General features: G+C 72.0%; 15 protein-coding genes. 13 read left to right on the plus strand and 2 right to left on the minus strand.

From position 1 onward, the window contains the following. Nucleotides 1-18: 18 nt before the first annotated feature. Nucleotides 19-702 (minus strand): hypothetical protein, encoded by a 684-nt coding sequence (locus OG584_RS00400; protein ID WP_405773766.1) that lies wholly within the window; start codon nt 700-702, stop codon nt 19-21. A 240-nt stretch (nt 703-942) separates the two neighbouring features. Between OG584_RS00400 and OG584_RS00405 the strand changes: the two genes are divergently transcribed. The 11 genes from OG584_RS00405 to OG584_RS00455 all read left to right on the plus strand — a co-directional run bounded on the left by OG584_RS00405 (nt 943) and on the right by OG584_RS00455 (nt 12,247). Further along, nucleotides 943-2,202, plus strand: coding sequence for a nucleotide sugar dehydrogenase (locus OG584_RS00405; RefSeq protein ID WP_405773768.1), 1,260 nt, complete (start codon nt 943-945; stop codon nt 2,200-2,202). Between the two features lie 231 nt (nt 2,203-2,433). Beyond that, a complete protein-coding gene (locus OG584_RS00410; protein WP_405773770.1) occupies nt 2,434-2,604 on the plus strand; it encodes a hypothetical protein in 171 nt (56 codons plus the stop codon). Nucleotides 2,605-2,700: 96 nt separating this feature from the next. After that, nucleotides 2,701-4,053, plus strand: coding sequence for a protoporphyrinogen/coproporphyrinogen oxidase (locus OG584_RS00415; protein ID WP_405773772.1), 1,353 nt, complete (start codon nt 2,701-2,703; stop codon nt 4,051-4,053). Between the two features lie 104 nt (nt 4,054-4,157). Further along, nucleotides 4,158-4,829: a dTMP kinase gene (locus OG584_RS00420; protein ID WP_405773774.1), complete on the plus strand. Its 672-nt coding sequence runs from the start codon at nt 4,158-4,160 to the stop codon at nt 4,827-4,829. Then, entirely contained in the window at nt 4,826-5,707 is an 882-nt protein-coding gene (locus OG584_RS00425; RefSeq protein ID WP_405773776.1) for a glycosyltransferase family 2 protein, read from the plus strand. The genes OG584_RS00420 and OG584_RS00425 overlap by 4 nt, the downstream gene beginning before the upstream one ends. Then, nucleotides 5,704-6,702, plus strand: coding sequence for a hypothetical protein (locus OG584_RS00430; protein ID WP_405773778.1), 999 nt, complete (start codon nt 5,704-5,706; stop codon nt 6,700-6,702). Before OG584_RS00425 ends, OG584_RS00430 begins: the two co-directional genes overlap by 4 nt. A gap of 76 nt (nt 6,703-6,778) precedes the next feature. After that, nucleotides 6,779-7,783, plus strand: a complete 1,005-nt coding sequence (locus OG584_RS00435) for an NAD-dependent epimerase/dehydratase family protein (protein WP_405773780.1) — start codon at nt 6,779-6,781, stop codon at nt 7,781-7,783. A 150-nt stretch (nt 7,784-7,933) separates the two neighbouring features. Continuing rightward, on the plus strand, nt 7,934-9,070 hold the full coding sequence (locus tag OG584_RS00440; RefSeq protein WP_405773782.1) for a radical SAM protein: 1,137 nt from the start codon (nt 7,934-7,936) through the stop codon (nt 9,068-9,070). 28 nt (nt 9,071-9,098) lie between these two features. Beyond that, entirely contained in the window at nt 9,099-10,052 is a 954-nt protein-coding gene (locus OG584_RS00445; RefSeq protein ID WP_405773784.1) for a hypothetical protein, read from the plus strand. Between the two features lie 52 nt (nt 10,053-10,104). Next, nucleotides 10,105-11,067, plus strand: coding sequence for an aKG-HExxH-type peptide beta-hydroxylase (locus OG584_RS00450; RefSeq protein ID WP_405773786.1), 963 nt, complete (start codon nt 10,105-10,107; stop codon nt 11,065-11,067). Between the two features lie 10 nt (nt 11,068-11,077). After that, nucleotides 11,078-12,247: a phosphotransferase gene (locus OG584_RS00455; protein ID WP_405773788.1), complete on the plus strand. Its 1,170-nt coding sequence runs from the start codon at nt 11,078-11,080 to the stop codon at nt 12,245-12,247. Between the two features lie 12 nt (nt 12,248-12,259). On the opposite strand, the gene OG584_RS00460 is transcribed toward OG584_RS00455, so the two are convergent. After that, on the minus strand, nt 12,260-12,823 hold the full coding sequence (locus tag OG584_RS00460; RefSeq protein WP_405773790.1) for a histidine phosphatase family protein: 564 nt from the start codon (nt 12,821-12,823) through the stop codon (nt 12,260-12,262). Nucleotides 12,824-12,886: 63 nt separating this feature from the next. Between OG584_RS00460 and OG584_RS00465 the strand changes: the two genes are divergently transcribed. Beyond that, complete coding sequence (locus tag OG584_RS00465; protein ID WP_405773792.1) at nt 12,887-13,933, plus strand: class I SAM-dependent methyltransferase; 1,047 nt, start codon at nt 12,887-12,889, stop codon at nt 13,931-13,933. Further along, nucleotides 13,930-15,501 carry an MBL fold metallo-hydrolase gene (locus OG584_RS00470; RefSeq protein ID WP_405773794.1) on the plus strand — a complete coding sequence of 524 codons (1,572 nt, stop codon included), beginning with the start codon at nt 13,930-13,932 and terminating at the stop codon, nt 15,499-15,501. The genes OG584_RS00465 and OG584_RS00470 overlap by 4 nt, the downstream gene beginning before the upstream one ends. Nucleotides 15,502-16,002: the final 501 nt, after the last annotated feature.

Genomic DNA, 16,002 nt, shown 5'->3' on the forward strand with positions numbered 1-16,002 from the left:
CCGCGCGGCCGGCCGGGTTCAGCGCGGCCGGCAGCCGCAGGCAGTCCCCGGGTCCGGGCAGTGCGCGGCCAGGGAGCGGGCCAGGACGGCCGTTGCCTCGTCGACGGCGGCGGCGTAGGCGTCCCCACCGGTACGGGCCGCCGGATCGAGTCCGAGGTCGAGTACGACGCGGTGTCCGCCGCTGCGAGCGCAGGTGAGCCGGCAGCGGTTCAGCGACAGCGCGACCTGCGGCGGGGTGTGCGGTATCGCCTCGTGGACCGCGCGGCACAACGCCGCCTCGGCCGCGGCCTGCTGGGCGCCGTCGCGCGGGAGCACGCCCACCCGGCGAAGGGCGGGCTCGGGGCCGTCCTGGCCGTAGGCATGGCCCTGGCAGCTGTCGTACGTGGTCAGCCGCCAGGCGCCGGTGGTCAGGATGTTCACCAGGGGCCAGACCCCGGGCTCGATCGCCTCCCGCCACCGCGGGTGGTGCGGGTCGAGATCGTCGGCCTCCTGGATGCCCGTCAGGCCGACGGTGTTGACGTTGCCCGCGCTGCTCACGTGCAGCCGCGCTTGGGGGCGCCAGGCCGCCGGGTCGTCCCACCGCGCGAGGAAGGCCGCGATGTCCGGCATCACGTTGGGTTCCCGCCGGCGCACACCGATCAGCCGGCAGGAATCCGGTGCCGCCGCAAGCGCGTCCTGCGGGGAGTGTGTTTTCTCGGTCATGAAATTCCTCCGTGCGGAGAATGAGAATTTTTCGGGCCATCCTAACGACGCAGGCCGCACGTGTTGTCCGCACCGGGCGCCGGGGTTTGCGCTTTCCGGCAGAATCCGCGGCCTACGGGGCCGCCCCGTTTCGCATACCCGCAATTTCTTCGACATCGGGCGGGCGGTACCGGATTCTCTTGGCAGGGCTGCGTCCGGATCCGGACGCACACGTACCCCTCCAACGGAAGGAACCCGGCTGTGAGAGCACCGTACGATCTCGCCGTGGTCGGTCTGGGCTATGCCGGTCTTCCGCTCGCGATGGCCGCCTCCCGGGCCGGCCTGCGGGTCGCGGGCCTGGACACCGACGCGGAGCGGGTCGCCCGGCTGAGTGCGGGCGGCAGTTACGTGGACGACGTTCCCGCCGGCGAGGTGGCCGGCGCCCTGGCGGCGGGGTTCACCGCGACGACGGACCCGGACGTGCTGGCCGGCGCCTCGGCGATCGCCATCTGCGTGCCGACACCGGTGCGCGACGAGCAGCCGGACCTGACGGCGGTCACCGACACGGTCGGGCTGATCGCGCCGCGCCTGCGGCCGGGGGCCCTGGTCGTGCTGGAGTCCACGACCTACCCGGGGACGACCACGGATCTGCTGCTGCCGGTGCTCGCCGCGGGCGGGCGGACGGTGGGCAAGGACTTCTTCCTCGCCTACTCGCCGGAACGTATCGACCCCGGCAACCCGGCCTACCGGCTGGACAACACGCCGAAGATCGTGGGCGGTGTCACCCCCGAGTGCGCACACGCCGCCTCCGCGCTCTACGAGCCGCTGGTGCAGAAGGTCATCAGCGTCAGCACGCCCGCCGCCGCCGAGACGGCAAAGCTGCTGGAGAACACCTACCGGCAGGTCAACATCGCGCTCGTCAACGAGCTGGCGGTCTTCTGCAACGGCATGGGAATCGACGTCTGGGAGGTCGTCGCCGCCGCGGGCACCAAGCCGTTCGGCTTCCAGTCCTTCCACCCCGGCGCCGGCGTCGGGGGGCACTGCATCCCGGTCGATCCCCGGTATCTGGCCTTCCGCGGCCGGAGCGTGGGCAGTCCGCTGCGCATCGTCGAAGTAGCCCAGGAGATCAACGACGCCATGCCCGGCATCGTCGTCGAGCGCATCACCCGCATCCTGAACGACCAGCGGCGCAGTGTCCGTTCGGCCCGGGTGCTGCTGCTCGGCGCCACGTACAAGCCGGACATCGCGGACGACCGGGGTGCGCCCCTGGTGCCGGTCGCCGAGCGGCTGCACCGCCTCGGTGCCCGAGTGGCCTTCCACGACCCGTACGTGGAGCGGGCCGATGTGGCCGGGCTGACGCTGCGGTGCGAGGAGTCGCTGGAGGACGCGGTCGCGCGGGCGGACCTCGTGGTCCTGCTCCAGGCGCACCGCGAGTACGACGTCGTCACCCTCGCCGACCGTGCCGGCCTGTTCTTCGACACCAGCGGCCGTGCGGCCGGCAGCGGGGTCACTCTCCTGTGAGCCGCCCGCTCACGGAACGACTCCTTTCGTTCCTGCCCGCCGCTGCGGCGGGCAGGAAAGGAGTTTTCCGTGTTCCCGCATCCTGCATCCCGCATCCCCGAAATGCGGAAAACAGAACTGCGGCAATCGGAAATTTCAGCGGCCGGAAATCATTGCCGCGCCCCGAGACGCATTGCTAATTTCGTGTGCAGCGGAAGGGAATTGCCTTCCGGAGAGAATGGGAGAGGAAAGATGTCGCAGTCCCAGAACGCCGAGTTCGAGTTCGACTCCTTCGTCGACGCGGTCAAGACGTACGGCCTGGAGGCGGTCAGCGCCAAGGACACCGCCCACTCGTCCGCGGTCTCCGTCCGCCCCTGGCAGCACGTTGAGGAGCAGCTCGGCGGCGGCACCGTCGCCCGCTGATCCGGGCCCCCCGATAACCCGCGGGGGCGGCCGGTCCCATCCGGCCGCTCCCGCGGGCGCGGTCCCCTCCACCCACGGCACGGACACGAGGCAGGTATGTCAGCGAACCGCAATCCGGCAGGCACCGGGCCCGATCATGCCGTCGAGGCGGACACGGTCATCCTCGGCGGCGGTCTGTCCGGTCTCGCCGCCGCGTCCGGTCCCGGTGATGAGGCCGTGGTCCTGGAGGCGCAGGACCGCCCCGGTGGCCTGGTGCGTACCGAGCGGATCGGTGACTACTGGTTCGACCATGTCATCCATCTGCTGTACTTCAGCCATCCGGTGGTCGAGGAACGTGTCACCGCCCTCCTGGGCGATGTCCTGCAGCCCTGTCCGCCGGTCTCCTGGATCGAGACGAGTGCGGGCGACACCCGCTTCCCCATCCAGCTCAACCTCGCCGGCCTGGAACCTGCCGCGCGCGCGGCCTGCCTCACCGACCTGGAGGCCGCCCATGAGCGGCCGCTGCCGGCGGCCGATTACGAAAAGCTGCTCCTCAACGCCTTCGGGCGCTCCCTGTGCGAGCTGTTCTTCTTTCCGTACAACCGGAAGCTGTGGCGGCGTCCGCCGTCGGAACTGTCGGCTTCCGGTTTCCACTGGAACCTGACCCGGCCGAGCGTCGCCGACGTCGTGCGCGGGGCCGATCCCGGTCGTGAGGTGGCCCAGGGGTACAACTCCCGCGGCTGGTACCCGCGTCCGGCCGGCCCGGGGCGGCGGGGCATGGAGGTGCTGAGCCAGGCTCTGGCGGCCCAGGTTCCCGGACTGCGGCTGCGCCATACCGTCGAAGGCATCGATCCGCTCTCGCGCACCGTCACCGCCCGCACCCCGCAGGGCACGGCCCGGTTCCGGTACGTGCGGGACTGCGTCTCGACGCTGCCGCTGCCGGTCACCGTGGCGCTGTGCAGCACGGCCCCGGCGGACCTGGTGGAGCGCTGTGCCGCGCTGCCGCGCAACCGGGTGCGTTCGGTGGCGCTCGCGGTCCGCGGTCCGCGCCCGGCCGGCACCGGTCACTGGCGGTACTACACGCGGGAGGACGTGCCCTTCACCCGCCTGGTGTTCATGACGGAGTTCGATCCCGGTATGGCACCGCCGGACGGCTGGGGGCTGCTGGCGGAGGTCGTCGAGCGGGCCGAGGAAGCGCCCTGCTCCGACAGCGCCCTCATCGAGCAGGTGATCACCGGGGTCCGCGCCGTAGGCCTGCTGAGCGAAGCCGATGAACTCGTCGCCACCCGGGTTCTGACCTGTGACCCCGGCTATGTGGTCTTCACCCCCGAGAGCCGTGCGGTGACCCAGGAGGCGACGGCGTTCCTGGCGCGCGAGGGCGTCACCGCCCTGGGCCGCTACGGCACCTGGACCTATTCGTCGATGTCCCAGGTCATGGAGTCGGCGTTCGCCTGGGCGGCGAACCGCTGACCCGCCCCCCCCTTTCTGCCCCGCGCGAGCGATTGCCGCGCACCTCACACGACGCCGCAGGCCAGGCGCGACGGCCCGGACGGGCGGCGGGAATGGACACACTGATGCCGTCAACCACCACCAGCCACCGCTTCTTCGTCATGGAAGGCATCGACGGGTCGGGGAAGACCACGACCGGCGGGCTCATCGCCGCGCACGTACGCGGCCGGGGCCACCGGCTGTCCCGTATCGGCCAGCACTCCTGGCTGGACCCGCAGGCGGCGCGGAAGATCATCACCGTGCGCGAGAACGAGGAACACGCGTACAGCCCGCGGGAGATCGCCGACGCCTACTTCACCGACCGCCGGCTCCAGGCCGCGGCCGTCGGCCGGCTCCTGCGGGACCGCAGCGTGCTCAGCGACCGCTTCGTCTTCAGCGAGGCCGTCTATATGGAGGCGCTGTACGGAACCCCCGCGCGCGAGACCCTGGACCGCTACCACGCCTCCGGCTCGCTGTTCCCCGACCTGATCATCTACGTCGACGTCCCCGTCGGTGTCGCCACCGACCGCGTGATCACCCGCGGGCGGGGCATGCGGCACTACGAGAACGGCTATGCGCTGGGCAAGGTGAGCCGGATCTACCGTGACCTGCTGCTGGACAATCCCCCGCCCTACCTGCCGCCCGTCCAGGTCTTCCACAACAGTGAGGGCGCGCACCACGACCACCGCTTCACCGAGCTGGCCGGCGCCATCGGCCGGCATCTCAGCCCCGGCGGGCGGCTGGTGAGCACCCCGTGAGCAGCGTCTGCGTCGTCATCCCGTGCCTCAACGCGGCGCACCTCGTCGGGCGCCAGCTCGCCGCCCTCACACGGCAGCCGTCGGCCCGGGAGCTGAAGGTGGTCCTGGTCGACGACGGTTCCCAGGACCACCTCACCGACGTGGTCCGCCGCTACGAACACCACCTGGACATCCTCGTCGTCCGCCAGCACCGCCGCCGCGGCACCGGGGCCGGCCGCAACGCCGGTGCCCGCGCGGGCACGTCGGACGTGCTGCTCTTCCTCGACGCCGACGACGAGGTCGCCGACGACTACGTCGAGGCCATGACCAAGGCGCTGGAGTCCAGCGCCATCGTGAGCGCCGGGATCGACTACCGGCTCCTGAACCCCGCCCGCGTGATCCGCCGCACCCCGCCGGACCAGCTGTGCCCGGTCCTGGACGACGGCTTCTTCCTCCCGTTCGCCCTCGGCGGGCTGGTGGGGATGACCCGCGGGCTCTTCGAGGAGATCGGCGGTTTCGACGAGTCGCTGCCCGCCCTCGCCGACCTGGACATCTCCTGGCGGGCCCAGCTCGCGGGCCACTCGATCGGGCTGGCCGACACCGTGGTCTCGGTGGGCCTGCACGACGGTCACCGCTCGCGGCTGCGCCGGGCGAGGTTCCAGGCCCGCGACATCGTCCCGCTGCGGGCGAAGTACGCGCCGCACGGACTGCCCGCGGTCACCTGGCGCGCCCACGCGTCCGGCTGGCTGCGCCTGGTCACCGGCGCCGGCCGTGCCACCCGGCCCGCCGGGCGCTCCTGCCTGGTCTGGGACCTGGGATGGCAGACGGGCGAACTGGGCTCCCTGATCAGCCACCGGCCGCTCCCCCGTCCCGCCACCGCCCGCCCGGAGAACTCATGATCACCTTGTCCCGAGGGCTCAATCCGAACGAGTCCGCCTGGATGGAACCCTGTGTGCCCGGCGAGGAGCCCTTCGATGTGCTGGCCGGTTCGCCGTCCTGGGACCACGTCCTGGACGCCCTCGGCGGCTGGGCGCTGGCCAGGGAACTGGACAGCCGCACCGGCCGGGCCGCCTGCGCCGCGCTCCGGCACGGCGCGCCGGCCGGGGCCGCCCTCGGTGTCCGTCCGGCGCGGGCCGCCGAGTCCGCCGCAGGGGGGCCGCAGCCCGCCGGCCCGACCGCCTCGGCGGTGCTCCGCGCCCGCGGGAGCGGCCCCGGCTGCGCCCAGGGCGACTTCGTGGCCGTCTCCCGCACGGTCGGCTTCGCACCGGAGCTGTTCGCCGGTGCCTCAGGTGTGATCGCCCCGCGGTACTCGCCCTCGGCGCTGGCGCGGCTGCGGGAGCTGGACGGCGGACGCCTGGTCGTGCTGCAGAGCCGCCCGGCGCCGCCGCCGGCCGTCCGGCGCAGCGTCACGGAGTTCCACGGCCTGCGGCTGGTGCGCGAGACTCCCGAGCCGGCCCGGTTCCTGGGCGGTGTGGAGACCCTCTGCGGGGAGGTCACGGACCTCGAAGACCTCACCGTCGCCGCCCTGACCGCACGTCAGGCCCCTGCGGGTTCGATGGTGTTCGCGGTGCAGGGCCGGGCCGCCGGCTTCGGCACGGGCCACCGCGACCGGCTGGACGAGTCCCCTCTGGCGGCCGGCCGGGCCCGTACCTGGCTGCGTCGCCACGGTCCGGACCTGCTCGCGGTGGAATTGGGGCCCGGTGCGTTCCCGGCGGTGACCCTTGCCGCGGACGAGGACTTCGCGCTCGCCGAGGTCGTCGAGATCGCCGCCGGCCTCGGTGTCACCCAACTCGTCACCCCGCGCGGGGCGGCCGGTCCCGCCGCGGTCCTGGAGGCCTGCGCGCGGCACGGCATGAGCTGGACGGTCACCGGCGACCGGTTCTCCCGCTCCTGAACCGCCACCCGTCCGGGCTGCGGCGCCCCGCGATCGCGCGCGGGCGCCGCGGCCCGGCACATCCCGAAGGAGAACCATGCAGCGTTTCACCGAATCCGATCGCCCGGTCCTGGTGACCGGTGGAGCGGGATTCATCGGCGGGCACCTCGTCGAGGCACTGTCCCGTGCCGGGCACCGGGTACGGGTGCTGGACGACCTGTCCACCGGGCTGGCCGCGACCGTCCAGGACCTGCCGGGCGTGAGACTGGTGCGCGGCAGCGTGCTCGACGCCGGCGATGTCTCCCGGGCGGCCGAGGGCACCGGACTGGTCATTCATCTCGCCGGTGTCGTCGGCATGCGGCTCGCCGCCGAGATGGCCGACCACGCCTACCGTGTCGGGCGCGAGGGCACCGACACCGTACTGCGTCACACCGGAGGGACCCCTGTCGTCCTGGTCTCCAGTTCGGCGGTCTACGGGCTGTCCGACGGCAGCAGCCCGCTCGACGACGAGCTGCCCGTGGACCGCTCGGTGCCGCTCGCCTACGACGGGGGCGCCCCCGGCTACGCCACCGGCAAGTGGGAGATGGAACGTCTGGGTCTGGATGCCGCCGCCCGCCGGCCGGTCCTGATCGTCCGGCCGTTCAACGTGGTCGGCCCGCGCCAGAGCGGCCGCTACGGCATGGTGCTGCCGACGTTCTGGGGCCAGGCCCAAGCCGGGGTGGCGCTCACCGTGCACGGGGACGGCAGCCAGCGGCGCTGCTTCACCGACGTCGGCCAGTTCATCGGCCGGCTGCGGGAGTTGTGCGCCGCCCCGCGCGCCTGGCAGGCACGCCGGCCGCTCTACAACATCGGCTCCGTCACCAGCACCAGCATCACCGAGCTGGCCGCTCTGGTCCTGAAGGCCACCGGCGGCACGGCCGGTATCACCCATGTCCCTTACGAGTCCGTCTTCCCCGGACGCGTCGATGTGACCGGCCGCGTTCCGCGCGTCGACCGGCTCCGCGACCTGACCGGCGAGACCGTGTGGCTGCCGGCCGCCTCGATCGTGGCGAAAATGCTCGCCGACCGCACCGGGAAAACACCCGAACCGCACTGCGGATAGCCGCAGTTCCGCCGTTCGGCGTTGACGCGGCGCGCCCGGAAAGAGAAGCATTATCCACGGGAATTGCGCAGCCGACCGTACTGCTTTCACGCGAGGAGACTGAGGACCATGGAACTACGACTTCCCGCACCTGGGGAAACACTTCTGGTGATGCTCAAGCTCCCCGGGGAAATGTGCAACATAAACTGCCACTACTGCTATGAACGCCGCAAGCCGTATCCGAACGCGCTGATGCTGAAGCCGGATCTGCTCCGGAGTTTCCTGGAGACCTGCGGCGAGCGGCCGCTGGCCATCGAACTGCACGGCGGGGAACCGCTGCTGATCGGCCGGAAGAAGATGGCTGCGCTCTTCGAGGAGATCCGGGCCTATCCGGGGCCGGTGTCCGTCGCGATGCAGACGAACGGCATCCTGCTGGACGGTGCGTGGCTGGACTTCTTCGACCGGGAATGGCCCGGCATCGAGATCGGTGTCAGCCTCGACGGTGACATGAAGGGCAACTCCCACCGGGTGGACTTCGCCGACCGTCCCACCTACCCCAAGGTGGTCCGGGCGCTGGAGCTGCTGGCCGCTCGCGGCCGCCAGGTGGGAGTGATCACCGTGGTGACCCGGCACGTCCTGGGCCGGGCCGGTGAAGTCCTCGACACACTCGCCGCGTTCGAGGCGGTCAAGACCGTCAAGCTGTCCGGCTGCCTGGACTTCAACGTCCGCACCAAGAACTACCGGACGCCGAACCGCACCTCCCTGAAGCTGCTCAATCCCGACGGGGTCGGCATGCCGGGCTGGGCGACCAGCCCGGGTGAGTACGCCGAATTCCTCATCGAGGCCTTCGACCACTGGCACTCCACCAAGTCGTTCCGCTCCTACATGCTGGAGCCGTTCTTCAGCATCATCCGCTCGCTGTCCGGGCTGCCCGCCGGTTACTCCGGCTACAGCGACCGCAAGGAACCCTTCATCGTCACCCTCTACCCGGACGGCCGGGTAGGCAGCTCCGACGAGCTCAGCATGCCCACCTCGCTGCTGAGCAGGGTCGGCGACTTCACCGACATCGACGACCTGCTCACCCTCGACGGCAACGCGCCGCTGCGCGGCGACCTCTCGGCCCTGCTGGCCAAGTGCGCCGGCTGCTCGCACCTCGCCTCCTGCCGCGGGGGCGCCCTCCCCGACCGGCTGCGCTTCGAGGGCACCGGCTTCGAGGAGGAGTACTGCGACCACCGCCGCCAGGTCATCGACCACGTCGCGGCCGCCCTGCCCACCGCGTCCGCCCCCGAACTCACCACCGCCTCCTGAACCCGCCTTACCGAAACTGGAGCACGACATGTTCCTGCTGTCCGAGATCGACGACGACCCGTCCGAGAACCGCGTCTGGAACGACTCCCTCGACGGCCGGGCGATCCACTCGTTCCTGCTGTGGAGCGAACCCGCCTCCGAGCGGGCCGTGCGTGCGGCGCTCGGCGAGGACTCCACGCTTGCGGGCAGCGCGGTCCTCCAGCCGGTCGACCGGGCGCGGCCGGCCCTGCAAGCCCTGCAGGGCGGCCTCGACCTCGCCGGTGACGGTACCCAGGGACCGGCCGGCACCGTCACACCGCAGGGCGGCCCGCCGATCGCCGTCCTGGAGGACTGCGGGCGCCCCGGCGACGCCCCGCGGCTGCGCCCCGCCGGGCAGCCGCTGCGCGATGCCGTCCTGGACGCCCTGCGCGTGCTCTCCCGGGCCCGCCTGCGGTACGTAACGGACCTCGGTGTCGGCGCGGTCGTCCTCGGCGGTGATACGCATCCCCTTCCGCAGACGCCCGAGATCATCTGGCTGCCGCAGCCGGCGGGCTCCCCCCTCGCGGATGCCGAACAGCTGCTGAGGGCCGGCGCCCGCGCCTGGGCCGGCCAGTGGCTGCGCGCCGAACACGAGGCGGGCATCCGCACCGCGCCGCCGGCCGACGAGGACCGTGCCTGGGTCGCCGGCCTGCTCGCCGACTGCTTCGCCCACCAGCTCCACGACCGGCTGGCCACCGAGCACCCCGGCCACCAGGAGTGCGCCGAGCGGGCCGGGACACTCCTGGCCGAACTGCGGGAGCTGCGCGACACCCTGCCCGAGCGCCTCGGGCGGATCACCGGTTTCGGCATCGTCACCGAGTTGGTGTCGTTCATGTATCCGGTCTGGAACCGGCGGCAGTTCGGCGTCAAGTCACCCTTCGACTACATGCGCCGGCTCCGTCCCTTCACCCAGGCGGAGCGCGAGGGGCACCACGCCCGCTGGGTCGCCGGAGCCACGCGCTGACCCTGGCCGCCGCACCCTCCCCCCTTCGCCGTACGTACCGAAAGGATCTGCCATGTCCCTGCCCGTCATCACCACCCGGGAGATGTTCGAGGGCCTCACCCATGCCGTCATCACCCGCCGGGGCGACCGCCGGCGCCGGCTGCTGGCAAGTCTGCGCTCCGTGGCTCCCCACACACCGCTCACCGGCGACGACGCGGAGACCGACGCCTTCGACAACGCCCTTGTGCACCACGTCTTCCAGCAGGTGCAGGCCGCGGTCGCCACCCGTGACGGTGAGCGGGTGGCACGGGCCCTGCGCCTGTGGCAGAACCGCGATGCGCTGCGGGCCCAGGCCATCGCCACCGCGGTCGGACCGGTCCTGGTGGTCAGCGCCGAGCAGTGCACCCCCGTGCAGGACGACCGGCTGGGCAGCAGGATGTATCTCCTGGACGCGCCCGAGCCCTTGCCCGGCCCGGAACGCGAACAGCTCGCCCTGACCCTCAACACCGCCATCGACGCCGCACTCGCGGTCGGCGCCGAGGTACTGCGCTCCTCCACCGCCGTGGTGATCCGCACCGGCGAGGTGGCACTCGGCGAGACCTGCCGCAGCTACACCTTCGACTTCCTGCCCGGGACCGTCGTGAGCAACTGGTCGGGCGAGCCGTTGCGTCTGGCCGAGACCCTGGTGCACGAAGCGACGCACTCATGGCTCAACGAATGCCTGGAGAGCGAGGAAGTGGAGTTCCCCCCGGGAACCAACTTCCACTCCCCGTGGAAGGGCGAGGAGCGGCCGGCCTTCGGCATCACCCACGCAGCGCTCGCGTTCGCACATGTCATCCAGTACCTCTCGCGCGTCCAGCCCGACGCCGGCGACCACTCCCGCCTGGCCGCCGTACTGCGCAGGCGCTGGGCCGATGAGCTCGACTCCCTGAACAGCGGCCGTGACGCCGCCGAGCAGTGCTTCGACATGGTGAGCAGCGAACGGCTGCGGGCCTACCTGCGCGCGGCCGTCGCCGACGCACACCGCCCGGCGTAGGCGGGCCGCGGTGAACGGCCCGCCCTACCAGGTCCCTCCTCCCCCGCCGCCGCGGCGAAGCGAACTGCGGGCGCCCCTCGCCAGGCTGCTCGCGGACCCCGGCGCCCGGATCGGGAGTTTCTGCTGGGAACCGGTGGCGTACGAGAGCTGGAGCCGCGCCGCGGACGGGGTGGCCCTCGTGCACGGGATGGCGCTGACCCGCACCGGCGCGCAACGGTTCTCGATGGTCCTCAAACGGCTCCGGCACCGGCCCTGGCAGCCCTTGCCCGGCGATCTGGCCCGCCAGATCGACGACGGTGGCGACGGCCCCGGGGACTGGTGCCTGTGGGAACGCGAGGCGCTGGCACGGGAGTCGGGGCTGCTCGGCGAGCTGCCCGGCCGGTTCAGTACCGCGCGCTGCCTGGGCATCGAGCGTAGCGGTGACGGCCGGCTGAGCCTGTGGCTGGAACACGTCGAGGGGCTGGCGGGCGCCGGCTGGGACGCGGGAGAGGTCCTCGCGGCCGCCGGGGATCTCGGGGCCTTCCACGCCCGGTACTTCGCCCGCCCCCCGGTGGCCAGCGCGTGGTTGTGCCGGCCGTTCGCCGAACAGGGAGCAGCCGCCCACCGGGCGGGGCTGGCGGACCATCTGCACGAGGCGTGCACCTCCCGGGACCCGGCGCTGCGCGCCCTGTTCCCGCCCTGGTCGGGTGCGGCGCTGCGGGCGGTGTGGCGGCACGGGCCCGCAGTGCTGCGCACCCTGCCGCGGACACTGGTGCACCGGGACCTGATCCCGGGGAACCTCTTTCGTACCGCCACGGGCACCGTCGCGGTGGACTGGGGGCAGGTCGGGCTCGGCCCGGCAGGCGAGGATCTGGCCACCCTCGTCCTGGCATCGGCGCCGGCCGCCCGCCTCACCGCGGACGAGATCGCCGATCTGGGGGCGGACGCCTCACGCCGCCACCGTGCCGGGCTCCGCGGTGCGGGACAAAACACCGGCCCCGGCCCCGTCGGTGTCGGGTACCGGGTGACGGCCGCGCTGCATTTCGGGACTCCGGTCGCCCGTACCGCGGCCCGGCTGCTGGCCCTGCCGCGGCGTGCGTTGTGTGCCGCCGCCGACGACGCGGACACGCGGCGCCGTATCGAGGTGATGCTGCACCACCTGGCCTGTGCGCAAGGCGACTTGCCGGCGGTGGAGGCCTGAAGCTTCCCGGGCTCAGGCGGTGGTGTGGGGGCGGTGGGAGGAGATGACCGGCCGCCCGGACCGCACCCGCAGGCGGTACCAGCCGCCCCGCGGGACGAGTCCGGGCAGCGGGAGAGCGTACGCGGCCGCGAGGAAGGACAGCGTGGCCGGGATGATGTCGCCGTGCGAGCACAGCACGACGTGCCCGCCGCGGTGCCCCGCCGCAAGATCCATGATCACTCCCGCCGCCCGGCCCGCCGCCCACGCTCCGCCGATAGCACCGCCCACCGGCGCGAACGGGCCGGCGACCCATGCCCTGGGCTCGGCGAAACCGAAGGCCTCACGCAGTCCCTCCACCGGGGTCACCTCGACACCGTCCCGCCGGGCCAGGGCTTCCACCGACTGACGGCACCGCAGCGCCGGGCTGCTGAAGAGGGCCGTCACCGTGCCGTCCAGCACGCCGGCAAGGACGTCGGCCTGGCGCAGGCCCGCCTCACTCAGGGGGCGTGCGTCGTCGTGCCCGCTCCAGGTGTCGCGGGGTGTCGAGGAGCAGTGCGGTACGACGTCGATGACGAGGTCTGCTGTTTCTGCGAACATGTGCCGCATTGTGGCGCGCCCTTGGGCATGCGCCCTCGCCATTAGCGTGAATCAGCAGTTTCGTTGACCGCCCCCAACGCCGCGCACAACAGTGGGCAAGCAGTTTTCCCCCACCGCGCCCTGGAGGTGCTGATGATCTCCGCGGGAACCCCCCTGGACGACATAGCGGAAGCCTTCATGGACCGCGGCGCCGCCGCCGTCCTGGACCACGCCCCCGACCTGGTGCGCCTGGACCGGGACCAGCTGGCGGCCCTGCCGTCCCTCCCCTACAGCGACGCCGGCTTCAGCCGGCGGCTGCTGCGGGAACAGCTGAACCCCGCGACCTCGGACTCCTCGCGTCCGCTTGCGCTGATCCGCCGGCAGCTCGACTGGCTTACCGGCGCGGCAGCCTGGCAGCCCCGTTCCGTGCTGCACCCGCTGTGCGGTCCGGGCAGCTACGCCGTCGCACTGCGTGAGCGCGGTGTGGAACGCTACACCGGTATCGACGCCGGGCCCGCGGTGGTGGCCCACGCCGGACAGCGGCTGCACGGCACGGAGGGCTTCACGTTCCTGCGCGGCGATGTCACCGACCCCGGGCTCCTCGGCCCGGCCCAACCAGCCGGGACACACGCGCCGGGCAGGGGCTTCGACAGTCTGCTGCTGTCCTACGACGCGCTCAACTTCTTCACGCCGCGGGCAGCCGTGCGGATGCTGGCTCCACTGGTGGACCGGCTGCACGACGGCGGCACCGCGGTGTTCGACGTCCTCCTCGCCGAGGACGGTGCGCCCGGCTTCGACGACGGCCGCCGGGCACAGCTGTGCCCGCGAGGCGGCCTGTTCCACGCCCGGCCGCACCTGCTGCTCAGTGAAGGATTCGCCCTGCCCGACGGCTCAGCCGTCGGGCACCGCATGATCGCCGTCGACACCCACGGCCCGCGGGTAGCGGGCGTCCATCACTCCATCCTGATGATCCCCACCCGTGAAGAACTCACCCACACCCTGCGCACGGCCGGCCTGCGGGCCGGCCTGGTGGGACGCCCGTTCCACGACCAGAACGACCCCAATCTCCTCCGCCATCTCGTCGTCGCCCACACCGGCCGCCGACCCGGCAACAGACGAAGGACGCAATGAAGATCACCTTTCTCGGACACGCCGGCGCCCTCATCGAGGCCGGGGACGTGCGCCTGGTCTGCGACCCCTGGTTCTCCCCCCGCGGCGCGTTTCTGTCGGGCTGGCACCAGCTGCCCGACAACAGCGCCTGCACGGACCTGCTCACGCAGGCCACCCATGTGTACGTCTCCCACGACCACGAGGACCACTTCGATACAGACGTGCTCCGCGGCCTGGACGAATCGGTCGAGCTGATCAGCGCGAACTACCCGCTGCCGAGCTGGCACCGGCTGGTGGAGGGCCTCGGCCACACCCGCACCACCCTGCTGGACGACGGCCAGACACTGCGCGCCGGACAGCTCCTGCTGCACCTGATCACCTCGCCCACTGCCCGGCACCAGGACTCCGCACTCATCGTGCAGGACACCGTGACCGGCGAGGTAGTCGTCAATCTCAACGACTGCCAGACCGACCGTGACCAGCTGCGCGCCCTGCGCCGGCGTCACCCGCGCATCGACGTGGTGCTCGCCCAGTACTCCGGAGCTACCTGGTACCCCTTCGTCTACGAGTTCCCCGCCGGCCGGCAACGGGAGCTGGCGGCCGCCAAAAAAGTCAACTCCATGCGGCGCTGGGCGGACTACATGAAGATACTGCGGCCCCGCACGGCCGTAGCCTTCGCCGGGCCGCCCGCGCTCCTCGACCCGGACCTGCGCACACACTCCCGCGGCCCCGGATCCATCTTCACCACACCGGTAGAACTCCAGCAATGGCTGCAGGAAACCGACCCCGGCCTTGCCGAGCGGTGCGTCGCACCGCTGCCCGGTGACGTACTGGACGTCACCAGCAGCACGATGCGGGAGGATCCCGGCATCCGCCGCGACTTCGCCTGGGACCGCCTGGAGGAGTACACGGCCCGCTACGCGAAACGCCGGGCGCCCGACATACAAGCCGTGCTCTCGGCCTGCCCGGAGCCCACACAAGACCTCTATCCCGCCTTCGCCGCGCACTTCGAGGCCCTGTTCGCGGTAGCACCGAAGGCCTGCGCCGCAGTGGACTGCATCGTCGGATTCGATATCCGCGGCACGGGCGGCGGCCAGTGGAGCGTCGATTTCACTACCGGCCAGATACAGCGCGACGAGCACACACCCCCCTCACAGCACGACTACCGTTTCACCCTGGAATCCCGCTTCGTCCCGGGAATCCTGCGCGGTGAACGCAGCTGGGAAGAGTTCTTCTTCTCCTTCCGCTTCCAGGCCTGGCGCCCATCGGTCAACGCCTACAACGAAGAACTGATGTCGCTCCTCAGCCGCAGCGACCCCCAAGACCTGGCCGTGTACTGCACCCGGATGGAACAAGCCCGCGGCCACGAACCGGGATCCTTCCGCCTGACCACAGCAAACGGAGACCTCGAGATCAGCAACACCTGCCCCCACATGGGAGCACTCCTCGGCCCCGAGGACTACGATCCCAGACTCGGAGCGATCGTCTGTCCCCGGCACTCCTGGCAGTTCACCGTCCCCGACGGCACCTGCGCGAACGGGCGAGCGACACTGGACATACACCCGCCCACCCACGACCAGGCATCCTGAACCACACCACCCCCACAGCACACAAACCCACACAAGCCACGGGACTGCGCACGGACACACAAGCCGCGGGACTGCGGGACCGCACGAGCACACAAACCCACACGCGCACACAAACCACACGCGCACACAAACCACAGGCGCACAAACCACACGGACCACGGGACCGCAGGGCCGCACGAGCTACGGGACCGCGGGGCCGCACGAGCTACGGGGCTGCGGGGGCACGGGCCACGGAGGCACGAGCGCACGGGGCCACGGGGCCGCGGAGGCACGAGCGCACGGGGCCGCACGGGCCGCGGAGGCACGAGCGCACGAGCTGCGGGACCGCGGGGCCGCACGGGCCGCGGGGCTGCGGGGGCACGGGCTACGGGGCCGCACGGGCCACGGGGCCGCGGAGGCACGGGCCGCGGGACCGCACGGGCCGCGGAGGCACGGGCCGCGGGACCGCACGGGCTACAGGGGCACGAGCGCACGGGGCCACGGAGGCACGAGCGCACGGGC

It is taken from the genome of Streptomyces sp. NBC_00859 (assembly GCF_045161865.1).
Classification (GTDB): Bacteria; Actinomycetota; Actinomycetes; order Streptomycetales; family Streptomycetaceae; genus Streptomyces.